Source organism: Rosenbergiella sp. YN46, from assembly GCF_036620675.1.
In the GTDB taxonomy this organism is placed as follows: domain Bacteria; phylum Pseudomonadota; class Gammaproteobacteria; order Enterobacterales; family Enterobacteriaceae; genus Jejubacter.
In genome coordinates, this window is record NZ_JAZHEE010000008.1 from 136,731 (window position 1) to 154,495 (window position 17,765).

Below are 17,765 nucleotides of genomic sequence, written 5' to 3' on the forward strand. Positions count from 1 at the left end.
TTACTGCGCCTTCAGGGCTTTCTGACTACGCTGTTTCAGGAAATAGCCGATAGCGAGGAATATCAACCAGAAGGGGATCATGATAACCGACTCTCGCATACCAGCGTGGATGCTCATAATCACCAGAATACCTGCCAGGAAGACCAGACACAGCCAGTTGCCGAAGGGATACCACAGCGCTTTAAAGCGGGTTTCGATGCCCTGCTGCGCCTTACTGCGGCGGAATTTGAGATGCGAGATGCTGATCATAGCCCAGTTGATAACCAGCGCGGCGACGACCAGCGTCATCAGGAAGCCGAACGCTTTACCGGGCATCAGGTAGTTGATCAGCACGCAGAGTGCGGTAGCGGCGGCGGAAACGCCCAGCGCAACATAGGGTACGCCGCGGCGGTCCACTTTCAGCAGCGATTTAGGGCCATTACCCTGTTTGGCCAGGCCGAACAGCATACGGCTGTTGCAGTACACGCAGCTGTTGTAGACCGACAGCGCAGCCGTCAGCACGACCACGTTCAGAACGTTGGCGATCAGGTTGCTGTTCAGGTCATGGAAGATCATGACGAACGGGCTGCTGCCTTCCACGACTTTGCCCCAGGGATACAGGGAAAGCAGTACGGTCAGTGAGCCGATATAGAAGATAAGAACGCGCCAGATAACCTGATTGGTGGCCTGGGGAATGGTTTTTTCCGGGTTATCGGCTTCGGCGGCGGTGATCCCCACCAGCTCCAGACCGCCGAAGGAGAACATGATAACCGCCATCGCCATCACCAGACCAGTGATGCCGTAAGGGAAGAAGCCGCCTTCGTTCCACAGGTTGGTTACGCTTGCCTGAGGGCCGCCATTACCGCTCAACAGCAGATATGCACCGAACGCGATCATGCCGATAATCGCCACCACCTTGATGATGGCGAACCAGAACTCCATCTCACCGTAGATCTTAACGTTAGACAGGTTGATAAGGTTAATCACCACGAAGAAGCCCAGCGCTGACACCCAGGTAGGGATTTCCGGCCACCAGTACTGGATGTATTTGCCCACGGCAGTCAGTTCCGCCATCGCTACCAGGACATAAAGTACCCAGTAGTTCCAGCCGGAGGCAAAACCGGCGAAATCCCCCCAGTATTTATAGGCGAAGTGGCTGAATGAACCGGCGACCGGCTCTTCCACCACCATTTCCCCCAGCTGACGCATAATCAGGAAGGCGATAAAGCCGCCGATCGCATAGCCCAGGATAACCGATGGACCAGCCATTTTGATGGTGTCAGCAATCCCCAGGAACAGACCGGTGCCAATGGCACCTCCCAGCGCGATAAGCTGAATGTGGCGATTCTTCAGGCCGCGCTTAAGCGAGTCGCCGTGCTGTTGACCTTCCATTATTAAACCTCATATGTGGTAAAAAACGCCGTTTTTTCGGCGTTAACGTCATCTGGTTTTTCCATATTCTGTACTTATTTATTTACGGTTCCGGTTTCGTTATTTATCAGCACCCGGTTCCGTTCGGCAAAGAATAGTGGTAAGCGGCGCCAAATGCACCTGGTTTCTGAGGGCCTGGCGGTGGTATGTCTAAAAAGAGAGCGTTTTAGCGCGAATAATGAGAAACGGCTGGCAACCTCCGCCAGGCGCTGAGGCGTTTTTTTTGAATAAGTATGCGTATTTATGGTTGTTGAATCGGTTCAGATTATCTTTATTCTGCGTCATTATTGTTAAATTTGGCTGCTTTGAATGTAATGGCGTTATTTTTGTGTGGTTATCAGTGTGAAATGCATAATCTGTAATCTTGTTAAAAAGTGTCGGCTTTCCTGATTTCAATCAAACCAGGATGGACAGAAGGTGAATACTTTGTTACTTTAGCGTCACGAACATGAAATTGGTATGACCAATTGACTCTGCGGTTATGGCAAAGAATAGGGAACTATGGCCTACAGCAAAATCCGCCAACCAAAATTATCCGATGTGATTGAGCAGCAGCTGGAGTTTCTTATTCTTGAGGGGACGTTGCGCCCTGGTGAAAAACTTCCTCCTGAGCGCGAGCTGGCTCGCCAGTTTGACGTTTCCCGCCCTTCACTGCGCGAGGCCATTCAACGCCTTGAAGCAAAAGGGTTGCTGCTGCGCCGCCAGGGCGGCGGTACTTTTGTACAAAGCAGCCTGTGGCAAAGCTTCAGCGATCCGCTGGTGGAGCTTTTGACCGACCATCCCGAATCTCAGTTTGATCTCCTGGAGACCCGTCACGCGCTGGAAGGCATTGCGGCTTATTATGCTGCTCTGCGCGCTAATGAAGAGGACCGGGCGCGCATTCGCGTCTGTCATGAGGAGATCGAACGAGCCCAACAGGCCGGGGAGCTGGATGTGGAGTCCAGCGCCGTCGTTAAGTATCAAATTGCGGTGACGGAGGCGGCACATAACGTTGTGCTGCTGCATTTGCTACGCTGCATGGAGCCGATGCTGGCTCAGAATGTTCGACAAAATTTTGAATTGCTCTATGCGAGGCGCGAGATGCTGCCTCTCGTGAGCAGCCATCGCGCCCGAATTTTCGAGGCGATTATGGCCGGGGAGCCGGAGCAGGCGCGTGAAGCTTCGCACCGTCACCTCTCCTTCATCGAGGAAATATTGCTGGATCGCAGCCGTGAGCAAAGCCGACGCGAACGCTCAATGCGCCGCCTGCAGCAACGTAAGGATTAGAGTTTGTGCGAGGGCGCGGCCCGCGCTTCGACGCTCGTCGGACGCAGGACGAGGCTCCCGCTGTAAGCTCAAAAAAAGCGCCCATATTTAGAGCGCGGCAACCAGACGCAGAACCTGTCTTATTGCGCTTTCGCTGAGAGCGCAATGGGACAGGTTCCAGCATAATCAACGTATTAGATAGATAAGGAATACCCCATGTCAGAACGTTTACAGAATGACGTGGATCCGATTGAAACTCGCGACTGGCTACAGGCGATCGAATCGGTCATCCGTGAAGAAGGTGTTGAGCGCGCCCAGTTCCTGATTGACAACCTGCTGAACGAAGCCCGTAAAGGCGGCGTTAGCGTTGCAGCTGGCGCAGGATCGACGGGCTACATCAATACCATTGGCGTTGATGAAGAACCCGAATATCCGGGCAACCTGGATCTGGAGCGTCGTATCCGTTCTGCCATTCGCTGGAACGCAATCATGACCGTGCTGCGCGCCTCCAAAAAAGATCTGGAGCTGGGCGGCCACATGGCATCCTATCAGTCTTCCGCCACTATTTATGAAGTGTGCTTTAACCACTTCTTCCGCGCTCGTAGTGAAAAAGACGGCGGTGACCTGGTTTACTTCCAGGGCCATATTTCTCCGGGCGTTTACGCGCGCGCTTTCCTGGAAGGCCGCCTGACCGAAGAGCAGATGAATAACTTCCGCCAGGAAGTTCACGGCAATGGCCTGTCTTCCTACCCGCACCCGAAACTGATGCCGGAATTCTGGCAGTTCCCGACCGTATCTATGGGCCTGGGGCCGATCGGCGCTATCTATCAGGCGAAGTTCCTGAAATATCTTGAGCACCGCGGTCTGAAAGATACCTCCGCTCAGACCGTTTACGCCTTCCTGGGCGACGGCGAGATGGACGAGCCGGAATCCAAGGGCGCTATCACCATCGCGACCCGCGAGAAGCTGGACAACCTGGTCTTCATCATCAACTGTAACCTGCAGCGCCTGGATGGCCCGGTTACCGGCAACGGCAAGATCATCAATGAGCTGGACGGCATCTTCGGCGGCGCCGGTTGGGAAGTGATCAAGGTTATCTGGGGCGGTCGTTGGGATGAACTGCTGCGTAAAGACACCAGCGGCAAGCTGATGCAGTTGATGGGCGAAACCGTCGACGGCGATTACCAGACCTTCAAATCTAAAGATGGTGCTTACGTGCGTGAGCACTTCTTCAACAAGTACCCGGAAACCGCTGCGCTGGTGAAAGACTGGTCTGACGATGAAATCTGGGCGCTGAACCGTGGCGGTCACGATCCGAAGAAAATCTACGCGGCACTGAAGAAAGCGCAGGACACCAAAGGCAAACCGGTCGTCATCCTGGCCCACACGATCAAGGGCTACGGCATGGGCGATACCGCCGAAGGCAAGAACATCGCTCACCAGGTGAAGAAAATGAACATGGACGGCGTTCGCTACGTGCGTGACCGTTTCAATGTGCCGGTGGCCGATGCCGATATCGAAAAACTGCCGTACGTCACCTTCCCGGAAGACTCTGAGGAGATGAAGTACCTGCGCGCCCAGCGTGAGAAGCTGAACGGCTACCTGCCGACCCGCAGTACCCACTTCAGCGAAAAACTGGATCTGCCGACTCTGGAAGATTTTAATGCGCTGCTGGAAGAGCAGAGCAAAGAGATCTCCACCACCATCGCCTTTGTGCGCGCCCTGAACGTGATGCTGAAGAACAAGTCTATCAAAGACCGACTGGTTCCGATCATCGCCGACGAAGCGCGTACCTTCGGTATGGAAGGTCTGTTCCGTCAGATTGGTATCTATAGCCCGAACGGCCAGCAGTACACTCCGCAGGACCGTGAGCAGGTGGCTTACTACAAAGAAGACGAAAAAGGTCAGATTCTGCAGGAAGGCATTAACGAGCTGGGCGCTGGCGCATCCTGGCTGGCGGCTGCCACCTCTTACAGCACCAACGACCTGCCGATGATCCCGTTCTATATCTACTACTCAATGTTCGGGTTCCAGCGTATCGGCGATCTGTGCTGGGCGGCGGGCGACCAGCAGGCGCGCGGCTTCCTGATTGGCGGTACCTCCGGTCGTACCACCCTTAACGGCGAAGGTCTGCAGCATGAAGATGGCCACAGCCACATTCAGTCGCTGACTATCCCGAACTGTATCTCTTACGATCCGGCTTACGCCTACGAAGTGGCGATCATCATGCACGATGGTCTGCATCGCATGTACGGCGAGAAGCAGGAGAACGTTTACTACTACATCACCACGCTGAACGAAAACTACCACATGCCGGCGATGCCGGAGGGGGCAGAAGAGGGTATCCGTAAGGGTATCTACAAGCTGGAAACCCTGGAAGGCAGCAAAGGTAAAGTTCAGCTGCTGGGCTCTGGCTCTATTCTGCGTCACGTACGTGAAGCCGCGCAGATTCTTGCCAAAGACTATGGCGTGGGTTCCGACGTGTACAGCGTGACTTCCTTCACCGAGCTGGCCCGCGACGGCCAGGACTGCGAGCGCTGGAACATGCTGCACCCGCTGGAAACTCCGCGCGTGCCGTACATCGCCCAGGTGATGAACGATGCCCCGGCCGTGGCATCCACCGACTATATGAAACTGTTCGCTGAGCAGGTTCGTACTTACGTACCGGCAGATGACTATCGGGTACTGGGTACTGATGGCTTCGGTCGCTCCGACAGCCGTGAGAACCTGCGTCACCACTTCGAGGTTGATGCCTCATACGTGGTGATCGCGGCTCTGGGCGAACTGGCTAAACGTGGCGAGATCGATGCGAAAGTGGTGGCGGAAGCCATCAAGAAATTCAACATCGATGCAGATAAAGTCAACCCGCGTCTGGCATAAGAGGTAAATAGATAATGGCAATCGAAATCAACGTACCGGATATTGGCGCCGACGAGGTCGAGGTCACGGAGATCCTGGTGAAAGTGGGTGACAAAGTTGACGTTGAACAGTCGCTCATCACCGTAGAAGGCGATAAAGCCTCTATGGAAGTCCCCTCGCCGCAGGCGGGGGTGATCAAGGAGATCAAAGTGGCCGTGGGCGACAAAGTCGCCACCGGATCCCTGATTATGGTTTTCGATTCCGCTGAAGGTGCCGCGACTGCGGCACCCGCGCAGGAAGAGAAGAAAGAAGCCGCTGCCGCGCCTGCCGCAGCAGCTGCTGCTAAAGACGTTAAGGTGCCGGATATCGGCGACGACGAAGTCGAAGTCACCGAAGTGATGGTTAAGGTCGGCGATAAAGTCGAAGCCGAACAGTCGCTTATTACCGTAGAAGGCGATAAAGCCTCTATGGAAGTACCGGCGCCGTTCGCGGGCGTGGTGAAAGAGCTGAAAATTGCGGTTGGTGACAAGGTGAAAACCGGTTCGCTGATTATGGTCTTCGAAGTGGCGGGCGAAGGCGCTGCCGCGCCGGCGCCGGCTGCTGAAGCCACACCGGCGGCGGCTCCTGCCGCTTCCGCCGCGAAAGAGGTGAACGTACCGGATATCGGCGATGACGAAGTCGAAGTCACCGAAGTGATGGTCAAGGTCGGCGATAAGGTTGAAGCCGAACAGTCGCTCATCACCGTAGAAGGCGATAAAGCTTCTATGGAAGTGCCGGCGCCGTTTGCGGGCGTGGTAAAAGAGCTGAAAATTGCGGTTGGCGACAAGGTGAAAACCGGTTCGCTGATTATGGTCTTCGAAGTGGCGGGCGCAGCTCCGGCACCGGCCGCTGCTCCCGCGGCTAAGCAGGACGCCGCTCCCGCCGCAGCCCCGGCGTCTAAGCCTGCCGCTGCCCCGGCCGCCGCTTCCGCCGGCAAGTCTGAGTTCGCCGAGAACGATGCTTATGTACACGCCACTCCGCTTATTCGCCGTCTGGCGCGCGAATTTGGCGTGAATCTGGCGAAAGTCAAGGGCACCGGCCGTAAGGGACGCATTCTGCGTGAAGACGTTCAGGCTTACGTGAAAGACGCTATCAAGCGTGCCGAGTCTGCGCCGGCAGCCAGCGGTGGTGGTCTGCCGGGCATGCTGCCGTGGCCGAAGGTGGACTTCAGCAAGTTTGGTGAAATCGAAGAAGTGGAACTGGGCCGCATCCAGAAGATCTCTGGCGCTAACCTGAGCCGTAACTGGGTGATGATCCCGCATGTGACCCACTTCGACAAGACCGATATCACCGATCTGGAAGCCTTCCGTAAGCAGCAGAACGCTGAAGCCCAGAAGAAGAAACTGGATGTGAAGATCACGCCGGTCGTCTTCATCATGAAGGCGGTGGCTGCCGCTCTGGAACAGATGCCGCGCTTCAACAGCTCGCTGTCTGAAGACGGTCAGAAGCTGACGCTGAAGAAATACATCAACATCGGCGTGGCGGTGGATACCCCGAATGGCCTGGTGGTTCCGGTATTCAAGGATGTTAACAAGAAAGGCATCATTGAACTGTCCAAAGAACTGATGGCGACCTCGAAGAAGGCCCGCGACGGCAAGCTGACCGCCAGCGATATGCAGGGCGGCTGCTTCACCATTTCGAGCCTTGGCGGTCTGGGCACCACCCACTTCGCGCCGATCGTGAATGCACCGGAAGTGGCTATCCTTGGCGTTTCCCGCTCCTCTATGGAGCCGGTATGGAACGGTCAGGAGTTCAAACCGCGTCTGATGATGCCTATCTCGCTTTCTTTCGATCACCGTGTGATCGATGGCGCGGACGGGGCGCGTTTTATCACTATCATCAATAACCTGCTGTCTGACATCCGTCGTCTGGTGATGTAACAGCGAGCTAAAAAGCCGGCCCTCACTGGCCGGCTTTTTTCTGGTAATCTCTGGCAGTCGCCAGAGGTCGCCTGAGACGAAAGCACAATTCGTTTGCCGCTTGTTGTTTCAAAAATGTTAACAATTTTGTAAACTAACGCGGCAAGACACGTCCCGGTGGAAGAGGGCGTTGATAAAAAATGTACCCCCAGGGGGTGCGACAAACGTCAGACCCGCCGGATATAAATTTAAGAGGTCATGATGAGTACTGAAATTAAAACTCAGGTCGTGGTACTTGGGGCAGGCCCGGCAGGTTATTCCGCCGCCTTTCGTTGCGCTGACTTAGGGCTGGAAACTGTACTGGTAGAACGCTACAACACCCTGGGCGGGGTGTGTCTGAACGTTGGCTGTATCCCTTCTAAAGCGCTGCTGCACGTAGCGAAAGTCATCGAAGAAGCGAAAGCGCTGGCCGATCACGGCATCGTTTTCGGCGAGCCGAAGACTGACATCGATAAAATTCGCACCTGGAAAGAGAAAGTCATCACCCAGCTGACTGGTGGCCTGGCGGGCATGGCTAAAGGTCGTAAAGTGAAGGTGGTTAACGGTCTGGGTCAGTTCACCGGCGCCAACACTCTGGAAGTCGACGGTGAAGGCGGCAAAACTGTGATTAACTTCGACAATGCCATCATCGCCGCAGGCTCCCGCCCGATTGAACTGCCGTTCATTCCGCATGACGATCCGCGCGTATGGGACTCTACCGATGCGCTGGAGCTGAAAGAAGTGCCTGAGCGTCTGCTGATCATGGGCGGCGGTATTATCGGTCTGGAAATGGGTACCGTCTACCATGCGCTGGGCTCTCAGATTGACGTGGTAGAGATGTTCGATCAGGTTATCCCGGCTGCCGATAAAGACGTGGTGAAAGTATTCACCAAGCGTATCAGCAAGCAGTTCAACCTGATGCTGGAAACCAAAGTGACCGCCGTTGAAGCGAAGAAAGACGGAATCTACGTCACGATGGAAGGCAAGAAGGCGCCGGCTGAGCCGCAGCGCTACGACGCCGTACTGGTTGCTATCGGCCGTACTCCGAACGGTAAACTGATTGATGCCGGTAAAGCGGGTGTGGAAGTGGACGAGCGCGGCTTTATCCGCGTCGACAAGCAGATGCGTACCAACGTACCGCACATCTATGCGATCGGCGACATCGTCGGCCAGCCGATGCTGGCGCACAAAGGGGTACACGAAGGTCACGTGGCTGCGGAAGTTATCTCCGGTAAGAAACACTACTTCGATCCGAAAGTGATTCCGTCTATCGCTTACACTGAGCCGGAAGTGGCATGGGTAGGTCTGACCGAGAAAGAAGCCAAAGAGAAGGGCATCAGCTACGAGACCGCCACCTTCCCGTGGGCGGCTTCCGGCCGTGCTATCGCTTCCGATTGTGCAGACGGTATGACCAAGCTTATCTTCGATAAAGAGAGCCATCGCGTGATTGGCGGCGCCATCGTGGGCACCAATGGCGGTGAACTGCTGGGCGAAATCGGCCTGGCTATCGAGATGGGCTGCGATGCGGAAGATATCGCATTGACCATTCACGCTCACCCGACCCTGCACGAATCCGTGGGACTGGCTTCCGAAATCTTCGAAGGCAGCATCACCGACCTGCCGAACCCGAAAGCGAAGAAGAAGTAATTTTCCTTCAATATCAGGTTCTGAAACCGGGCGCCGTAAGGCCCCGGTTTTTTCTTCCTTTACCGTAATTTCCTTCGTACCTCCCTGCTTTGAAAAGCTTTTTTATGGTCTGACGCTATATTTTTACTCATTTTCCCTGTCGGATCGGCGTAGTAGCATGCATCGAATTCCTTACATTATCTAAACAAATATTTTACAAGCTTGTTGGTTAATAGAGGGGTATGGCATGTGGACGTTGAGTGAGTGGAAGAAACGCGCAGCAAAGCAGCGTTTCATCTGGCAGGCACAGATAGACGGTAAAGCCTGCGACGCGAAGTCGGGACAAACTTTCGCGGTGATCAATCCGGCCACGGAGCAGCTTCTGGCGCAGGTTGCTGAGTGCGGAGACCATGAGGTGGAGCTGGCGGTACGCGCTGCCCGACGCGCATACCAGCGCGGCGTCTGGGCCAGGCAATCGCCGACGGCTCGTAAGACCGTACTGTTACGTCTGGCTGAGCTGATTATGCAACATCGCGACGAGCTGGCGCTGCTGGATTCGCTCAGTATGGGCAAACCGGTGATGGAAGCCTGGCAGCTCGATATTCCCGGTACCGCCCACTTCTTTAACTGGTACGGTGAAAGCCTGGATAAAATCTATGGCCAGGTGGCGCCCACTGCGGCAGATGCCGTCGCCACGGTCACCCGCACTCCGCTGGGCGTAGTGGTCGCCATTGTCCCCTGGAATTTCCCGCTGGAGATGGCGGCATGGAAAGTGGCGCCTGCGCTGGCAGCGGGTAACAGCGTGTTGCTCAAGCCCGCCGAACAGTCGCCATTTTCGGCCCTGCGTCTGGCGGAGCTGGCGCTGGAGGCTGGAATACCTGAAGGGGTTTTTAGTGTTCTTCCCGGCACTGGCGCAGTCACCGGTCAGGCGCTGGGGCTGCATCCGGATATCGACTGTCTGGTGTTTACCGGTTCGACCCAGACCGGTAAACGGCTGATGGAATATGCCGGACAGTCCAATCTTAAGCAGGTATGGCTGGAGTGCGGCGGTAAAAGCCCTAATCTTATCTTCGCCGACTGCCACGACCTGAGTCTGGCGGTGGAAAAAGCCGCCCGGGCTATCTTCTATAACCAGGGAGAGGTCTGTTCGGCAAACTCGCGACTGCTGGTAGAACGTCCGATTTACGATGCCATTGTCGAACGGCTGGTCGCTCTGGCCGCCGAATGGACGCCTGGCGATCCGCTGGATCCGAACAGCCGCGCCGGCGCTATGGTCGATGCCCGCCATACCGCTAAAGTCATGGGCTATATTGATGACGCCCGGCGCCAGGGGGCGCGACTGGCCTGCGGTGGTGAGCGTCTTACCATTAACGGCGTGGCGAATTATATCCAGCCGACGATTTTTACCGATGTCGCGCCGGATTCATTACTGGCTCGCGAAGAGATTTTTGGCCCGGTGCTGGCGGTTCAGCCTTTCGACAGTGAACAGCAGGCGATCGCCATGGCTAACGATTCCCACTACGGCCTGGCGGCGTCGCTGTGGAGCGGCGATTTGAACCGCGCCCATCGGGTGGCTCAGGCGCTGGAGGTTGGCACGGTGTCGGTCAACACCGTCGATGCGCTGGATATCTGCGTACCGTTTGGCGGCGGGAAGCAGTCGGGCTTCGGGCGCGATCTGTCGCTGCACTCTTTCGATAAATACACTCAGCTAAAAACCACCTGGATTCAGTTGCACCAGCCTGCTGCGCCGGGAGGTGACTATGAAGCGGGATAACGCCAGTAAGCTGGGTTTTTTCTCTCTGCTGTCTGTGGCCGTAGGGCTGGTGGTTTCCCAGGGCGTGATGGTAATGATGCTGCACGGCGTGGGCATGGCGGGCCTTAGCTTTGTGCTACCGCTGGCGCTGGCCTGGCTGCTGGCGCTGACCTACGCCTGTTCGTTTTCGGAGCTGGCGCTGATGATTCCCCGGGCTGGCAGCCTGTGCAGCTATACCGAGGTGGCACTCGGCCACTTCCCGGCTATCGTTGCCACCTTTTCCGGCTATATCGTGGTGGCGATGTTTGCGCTTTCTGCCGAATTGCTGCTGCTCAATCTGGTGATTAGCAGTCTGTTTCCGGCGCTGGTGTTGCCGCCGATGGCGCTGGCGCTGGGAATTCTGGTGCTGTTCACCCTGTTGAACCTGCTCAATATCGATATCTTCGCCCGCCTGCAGTCGGCGCTGGCGGTGGTGATGATTGTCACCCTGGTGATGCTTGGGGTTTGCGCCATCGGCAGTGACCAGGCCACGCCCGTTAGTGCGTTGATGACGCAGCAGAGCGCCACGCCGATGGGATGGGGCGTTATTGTGCTGGTGGCTGCGGCAATCTGGGGCTTTGTCGGGGCCGAATTTGTCTGCCCGCTGGTGGAGCAGACCCGGCACCCGCAGCGCAACATTCCCCGCTCGATGATGGTCGGCCTGACGGTTATTTTCCTGACCGTACTGCTGTACGGACTGGGCGCTCTGATGGTACTGCCGCGTGACCAACTGGTGAATAACAATCTGCCGCACTATCTGTTCGCGATTCACGTATTCGGCCATACCGGCAAGGTGCTGCTGCTGGGGGCGGCGGTGACCGCCACCTGTAGCACCCTCAACTCTTCGCTGGCGACCATCTCGCGGATGTTGAGCGGTATGGCGGAAAATGGCCAGGCCTTCACCTGTTTTAAGGCGCACAGCGCCCGAACCGGCGCGCCCTGGGTTGCGGTGCTGTTTGTGGCGCTGATTACCGGGCTGCCGATGCTACTGATGAATGGCGATGCGGTGGAGATCCTGCTGTTGGCCGCTGCGCTGTGCTGGCTGCTGGCCTATATCGTGGCCCATGTGAATGTGATGGTGCTACGCCGCCGCTATCCCGACCTGAAGCGTCCGTTTCGTACGCCGTTTTATCCGCTACCGCAACTGCTTGGCATTGCCGGCATGCTGTATGCCATGTGGAATGCCTCGCCATCTCCGGATATGACCGCCGAGATTTTCGGCTATGCCGGCGGCGTACTGGCGCTGGTGGCCGTTATCGCCGCCGTGTGGATTGTGTTTGTGATGCGTAAACCGCTATTCACGCCGGAACCTCTGGAGCAGGTTCTGCATCCGTCCCGGACGGATACGGAACGTCCCCCCAATCCGGTACTGAATCGCGCCGAAACCGAGAACAACGCCTGATAAGCAATGGGAGATACAGATGAAAATGCAGAGTAACGACAGCTACAGCACCGAAGTCTGGCAGACCATGGATGCCGCACATCATATCCACGCCTTTGTCGACCAAAAGAAGCTTAACGAGGAAGGGCCGCGAGTGATGGTCAAAGGCGAGGGGATGTACCTGTGGGACAGCGAAGGTAAGCGCTACCTTGATGGTATGTCCGGTCTGTGGTGTACCCAACTGGGCTACGGGCGTCGGGATCTTATTGAGGCAGCCAGCCGTCAGATGGAGCAGCTCTCCTACTACAACATGTTCTTCCACACCACCCATCCGGCGGTAGTGGAGCTTTCCGAACTGCTATTCAGCCTGCTGCCCGGGCGCTACAGTCACGTGATTTATACCAATTCCGGATCGGAATCCAACGAAGTGCTGATTCGTACCGTACGTCGCTTCTGGCAGGTGGTCGGCAAACCTTCCAAACGCATCATGATCGGACGCTGGAACGGCTATCACGGCTCTACGCTGGCGGCCACCGCTATGGGGGGCATGAAGTTTATGCATGAGATGGGCGGTATGCTGCCCGATATCGCCCATATCGATGAGCCATACTGGTACGCCCACGGCGGCGATATGAGCCCCGAGGAGTTCGGTTTACGCTGTGCCCGTCAGCTGGAAGAGAAAATCCTGGAGCTGGGCAGCGAGAATGTGGCGGGCTTTGTCGCCGAACCCTTCCAGGGGGCGGGCGGTATGATCTTCCCGCCGGAAAGCTACTGGCCGGAAATCCAGCGTATCTGCCGTAAGTACGACGTGCTGCTGTGCGCCGATGAAGTTATCGGCGGCTTTGGGCGCTGCGGCGAGTGGTTCGCCCATCAGCATTTCGGCTTTGAGCCGGATACCGTTTCCATCGCCAAGGGACTGACTTCCGGCTATGTGCCAATGGGCGGACTGGTGCTCTCTCAACGTATGGCGGAAGCCCTGGTGGAAAAGGGCGGGGTGTTCGCTCATGGTCTGACCTATTCCGGCCATCCGGTGGCGGCTGCGGTCGCCATCGCCAACCTGAAGGCGCTGCGTGACGAGCAGATCGTCGAACGGGTTAAAAGCGATACCGGCCCTTATCTGCAACGCTGTCTGCGGGAGCTGTTTAGCGATCACCCGCTGGTGGGCGAAATTCAGGGGGCTGGCATGGTGGCCGCGCTACAGCTGGCGGATGATAAAGCCACCCGTAAACGCTTTGAAAAAGAAGATGAGATTAGCTGGCGTTGTCGGAGCTATGGTTTTGAAGAGGGCGTCATTATTCGCTCGACGCTGGGAAGGATGATTATGGCACCGGCGCTGGTGGCGAGCCATGCCGAAATCGACGAACTGCTGGATAAAACCCGACGCGCCATGGATCGCACTGCGCAATCCTTAGGGCGGGGATAATCTTTAGGCGCCGGCTCCCGGAGCCGGCGCTTTCTTTTTCTGGCCGCCTGTGAATTAAATTCCGGTTATGTTTTATAAAAGAATGATAACCTGCGCTCAGGGATAGCAGAGCCTTGTAGATGACAAAAAATGGCGCAAAGGCCGTGGCTACAGGGGAAGCAGGCCGTGACGGTAGTGGAAAATCTTTGTTGCTTTTTTGTAAACGGATTAACATGCTGGTCAAATCCTGATATGCTGCCCGATGCGGTACCGGGCCTTTTACCCTACAAAACTTCTGCGCCACAGGAGAGTGAAGAGAATCGCCTGGCACCGTTCTGACAATGAGAGCGAGGAGAACCGTCGTGCTAGAAGAATACCGTAAGCACGTTGCAGAGCGTGCCGCTGAGGGGATTGTTCCAAAACCCCTCGATGCAACCCAAATGGCCGCGCTCGTTGAGCTGCTGAAAAATCCGCCAGCTGGCGAAGAGGCTTTTTTGCTGGACCTGCTGACTAACCGTGTACCGCCAGGCGTTGACGAAGCCGCCTATGTGAAAGCAGGATTCCTGGCCGCTGTGGCCAAAGGTGAAGCGACCTCCCCGCTGGTTACCCCTGAAAAAGCCGTTGAGCTGCTGGGCACTATGCAGGGCGGCTACAATATTCATCCCCTGGTTGAAGCGCTGGACAACGACAAGCTGGCGCCCATCGCCGCGAAAGCGCTGTCCCACACCCTGCTGATGTTCGATGGTTTCTACGATGTAGAAGAGAAAGCTAAAGCGGGTAATACTTACGCGCAACAGATTCTGAAATCCTGGGCTGATGCCGAGTGGTTCCTTTCTCGTCCGCCGCTTGCGGAAAAGATCACCGTCACCGTTTTCAAGGTGACTGGCGAAACCAATACCGACGATCTCTCTCCGGCGCCCGATGCCTGGTCACGTCCGGATATCCCGCTGCACGCGCTGGCGATGCTGAAGAATGAGCGTGAAGGTATCGATCCGGATAAGCCTGGCGTGGTCGGCCCAATCAAGCAGATCGAAGCCCTGGAGAAAAAGGGCTTCCCGCTGGCCTATGTCGGTGACGTTGTAGGAACCGGCTCTTCCCGTAAGTCCGCCACCAACTCGGTGCTGTGGTTTATGGGCGACGACATCCCGAACGTGCCGAACAAGCGCGCAGGCGGCGTGGTGCTGGGCGGCAAGATTGCGCCTATCTTCTTCAACACCATGGAAGATGCCGGTGCGCTGCCGATTGAAGTCGATGTCAGCAATCTGAACATGGGCGATGTGATCGACATCTTCCCGTACAAGGGCGAAGTGTGTAATCACGATACCGGTGAAGTTTTGGCCACTTTCGAGCTGAAGACCGAAGTGCTGCTGGACGAAGTGCGTGCCGGTGGTCGTATTCCGCTGATCGTTGGCCGCGGTCTGACCACCAAGGCCCGTGAATCGCTGGGTCTGCCGCAGAGCGATGTCTTCCGTCGCGCTAAAGACGTGGCTGAAAGCAGCCGCGGTTTCTCGCTGGCCCAGAAAATGGTCGGTCGCGCCTGCGGCGTGGACGGCATTCGCCCGGGCCAGTACTGCGAGCCGAAGATGACCTCTGTAGGCTCTCAGGACACCACCGGGCCGATGACCCGCGACGAGCTGAAAGATCTGGCCTGTCTGGGCTTTTCCGCTGATTTGGTGATGCAGTCCTTCTGCCACACCGCGGCCTATCCCAAACCGGTAGACGTACAGACCCACCACACCCTGCCGGACTTTATTATGAACCGCGGCGGCGTATCGCTGCGCCCTGGCGACGGCATTATCCACTCCTGGCTGAACCGTATGCTGCTGCCGGATACCGTCGGTACCGGCGGTGACTCCCATACCCGTTTCCCGATTGGTATCTCCTTCCCGGCGGGCTCCGGCCTGGTGGCCTTTGCTGCCGCGACCGGCGTGATGCCGCTGGATATGCCGGAATCGGTACTGGTACGCTTTAAGGGCAAACGCCAGCCGGGCATCACCCTGCGCGATCTGGTGCACGCCATCCCTTACTACGCGATTCAGCAGGGTCTGCTGACCGTCGAGAAGAAGGGCAAGAAGAATATCTTCTCTGGCCGTATTCTGGAGATTGAAGGGCTGCCAGACCTGAAGGTTGAGCAGGCGTTCGAGCTGTCCGACGCTTCCGCCGAGCGCTCCGCCGCTGGTTGTACCATCAAGCTGGATAAAGAGCCGATCATCGAGTACCTGAACTCCAACATCGTGCTACTGAAGTGGATGATCGCCGAAGGCTATGGCGACCGCCGCACTCTGGAGCGCCGTATTCAGGGCATGGAGAAATGGCTGGCGGATCCGCAGTTGATGGAAGCCGACGCCGACGCGGAATATGCTGCGGTTATCGAGATCGATCTGGAGCAGATCAAAGAGCCGATTCTGTGCGCGCCGAACGATCCGGACGATGCTCGTCTGCTGTCTGAGGTTCAGGGCAGCAAGATCGATGAAGTGTTCATTGGCTCCTGCATGACCAATATCGGTCACTTCCGCGCAGCCGGTAAGCTGCTGGATAGCCATAAGGGCCAGCTGCCGACCCGCCTGTGGGTCGCGCCGCCGACCCGTATGGACGCTACTCAGTTGACCGAAGAGGGCTACTACAGCGTCTTTGGTAAGAGCGGCGCCCGTATCGAGATCCCGGGCTGTTCCTTGTGCATGGGTAACCAGGCGCGGGTGAACGACGGGGCGACCGTGGTTTCCACCTCGACCCGTAACTTCCCGAACCGTCTGGGCAATGGCGCCAACGTATATCTGGCATCCGCCGAGCTGGCCGCGGTGGCATCACTGCTGGGCAAACTGCCGACGCCGGAAGAGTATCAGACTTTTATGGATCAGGTTGATAAGACGGCGGATGACACTTACCGCTATCTGAACTTCGACCGCCTGGAGGACTATACCGAGAAGGCGGACGGCGTTATTTTCCAGACCGCAGTCTGATTTTCATTCTGTCTGCTGAAAAAGGCCGCTGCTGCGGCCTTTTTTATTGCTCCCGGGTCAGCCACAGCGCTGATTTTCTCGCTGGTGACTGCGATAATATGAATATAGACGCAACCCGGCGGCGGGCAGGGCGCAATGAGAGGATACGGGGATGGATTACGAATTTCTGCGCGACATTACCGGCACGGTAAAGGTGCGAATGTCGATGGGCCACGAAGCGGTGGGTCACTGGTTTAACGAAGAGGTGAAAGAGGATCTGGCGCTGCTGGATGAAGTGGAACAGGTTCTGCTTTCGGTTAAAGGCAGTGAGCGCCAGTGGCAGCGCAACGGCCACGAGTACACCCTGTGGCTGGATGGCGAAGAGGTGATGGTGCGAGCCAATCAGCTCGATTTTTCCGGCGACGAGATCGAAGAGGGGATGAGCTACTACGATGAAGAGAGCCTGACCCTGTGCGGCGTCGAGGATTTTCTACAGGTGCTGCGCGCCTACCGGCAGTTTGTGATGGGGCGTTAGCCGCTGCTTTTTCATTTCTACTGTGCCGGGGGGATTCCCCGGTTTTTTTTGGTTCATCGCGGATTAGCGTGAAGCCGGAGCCAACCGGGGAGCGGCACACCTGGGCTGAGTATATTGCGTTGAGGGAAGCGCTGTTGACCGCCCGTGAATTCGGGATATCACGTTTACTCCGGATAAATCACTATTCTGCCGGGCTCAATCGTCATCCTGACGGGACAGCCCCCGCGTCGTCATATTCTGCCAGGTGGCCTTTCAGATGCAGGCCGGGGTTACGGCTGTAATACGTTGTCATGCCGGTTGCGGAACCGGTGAATCAACAGAAAAACAGTGACGCAAAGTGAACAGAACGGCCCACCGTATCGTCATATTCTACCCAGTGGCCTTTCAGATGCAGGCCGGGGCAGCGGTTGTAGTACGTGGTTATGCCGGTGCGCTATTTTTGTGGCATGCCGTGTTCTGGGGGGAATATGTCACGCCGGCGAAGGTTCCGTTCACTTTAAGGTGATTTCTCTTATGCCGGCTCCGGAACCGGTGAACGGGTCAGGAGGCTCAAACGCCGCCACCTGACAACCTGGCTTTCCGGCGTGAAAATCGCCGCTGACGCGGGCCCCTCCGCTTTTCCCGTCCGCCGGACGGGTC

The 17,765-nt window shown here is 56.8% G+C and carries 10 protein-coding genes; 9 read left to right on the top strand and 1 reads right to left on the bottom strand.

What is annotated here, in order from left to right; translation table 11 throughout:
* Positions 1 to 1,371 (bottom strand): amino acid permease, encoded by a 1,371-nt coding sequence (locus V3W49_RS09265; RefSeq protein WP_500145061.1) that lies wholly within the window; start codon positions 1,369 to 1,371, stop codon positions 1 to 3.
* Positions 1,372 to 1,911: 540 nt separating this feature from the next.
* Here V3W49_RS09265 and pdhR point away from each other — a divergent pair.
* The 9 genes from pdhR (at position 1,912) to yacL (ending at position 17,126) form a co-directional block, all read left to right on the top strand.
* On the top strand, positions 1,912 to 2,676 hold the full coding sequence (gene pdhR / locus V3W49_RS09270; RefSeq protein WP_500145062.1) for a pyruvate dehydrogenase complex transcriptional repressor PdhR: 765 nt from the start codon (positions 1,912 to 1,914) through the stop codon (positions 2,674 to 2,676).
* 195 nt (positions 2,677 to 2,871) lie between these two features.
* Entirely contained in the window at positions 2,872 to 5,535 is a 2,664-nt protein-coding gene (aceE, locus tag V3W49_RS09275; RefSeq protein ID WP_500145063.1) for a pyruvate dehydrogenase (acetyl-transferring), homodimeric type, read from the top strand.
* 14 nt (positions 5,536 to 5,549) lie between these two features.
* The gene (aceF, locus tag V3W49_RS09280) at positions 5,550 to 7,433 is read left to right on the top strand and encodes a pyruvate dehydrogenase complex dihydrolipoyllysine-residue acetyltransferase (RefSeq protein WP_500145064.1); all 1,884 of its coding nucleotides are present in this window, start codon (positions 5,550 to 5,552) and stop codon (positions 7,431 to 7,433) included.
* 240 nt (positions 7,434 to 7,673) lie between these two features.
* The gene (lpdA, locus tag V3W49_RS09285) at positions 7,674 to 9,098 is read left to right on the top strand and encodes a dihydrolipoyl dehydrogenase (protein ID WP_500145077.1); all 1,425 of its coding nucleotides are present in this window, start codon (positions 7,674 to 7,676) and stop codon (positions 9,096 to 9,098) included.
* Positions 9,099 to 9,324: 226 nt separating this feature from the next.
* A complete protein-coding gene (locus V3W49_RS09290; RefSeq protein ID WP_500145065.1) occupies positions 9,325 to 10,851 on the top strand; it encodes an aldehyde dehydrogenase in 1,527 nt (508 codons plus the stop codon).
* A complete protein-coding gene (locus V3W49_RS09295) occupies positions 10,838 to 12,271 on the top strand; it encodes an APC family permease (RefSeq protein WP_500145066.1) in 1,434 nt (477 codons plus the stop codon). The genes V3W49_RS09290 and V3W49_RS09295 overlap by 14 nt, the downstream gene beginning before the upstream one ends.
* 19 nt (positions 12,272 to 12,290) lie before the next feature.
* Positions 12,291 to 13,673, top strand: a complete 1,383-nt coding sequence (locus V3W49_RS09300; RefSeq protein ID WP_500145067.1) for an aspartate aminotransferase family protein — start codon at positions 12,291 to 12,293, stop codon at positions 13,671 to 13,673.
* Between the two features lie 341 nt (positions 13,674 to 14,014).
* Complete coding sequence (gene acnB, locus V3W49_RS09305) at positions 14,015 to 16,612, top strand: bifunctional aconitate hydratase 2/2-methylisocitrate dehydratase (protein ID WP_500145068.1); 2,598 nt, start codon at positions 14,015 to 14,017, stop codon at positions 16,610 to 16,612.
* A 151-nt stretch (positions 16,613 to 16,763) separates the two neighbouring features.
* Complete coding sequence (gene yacL / locus V3W49_RS09310; protein ID WP_500145069.1) at positions 16,764 to 17,126, top strand: protein YacL; 363 nt, start codon at positions 16,764 to 16,766, stop codon at positions 17,124 to 17,126.
* Positions 17,127 to 17,765: the final 639 nt, after the last annotated feature.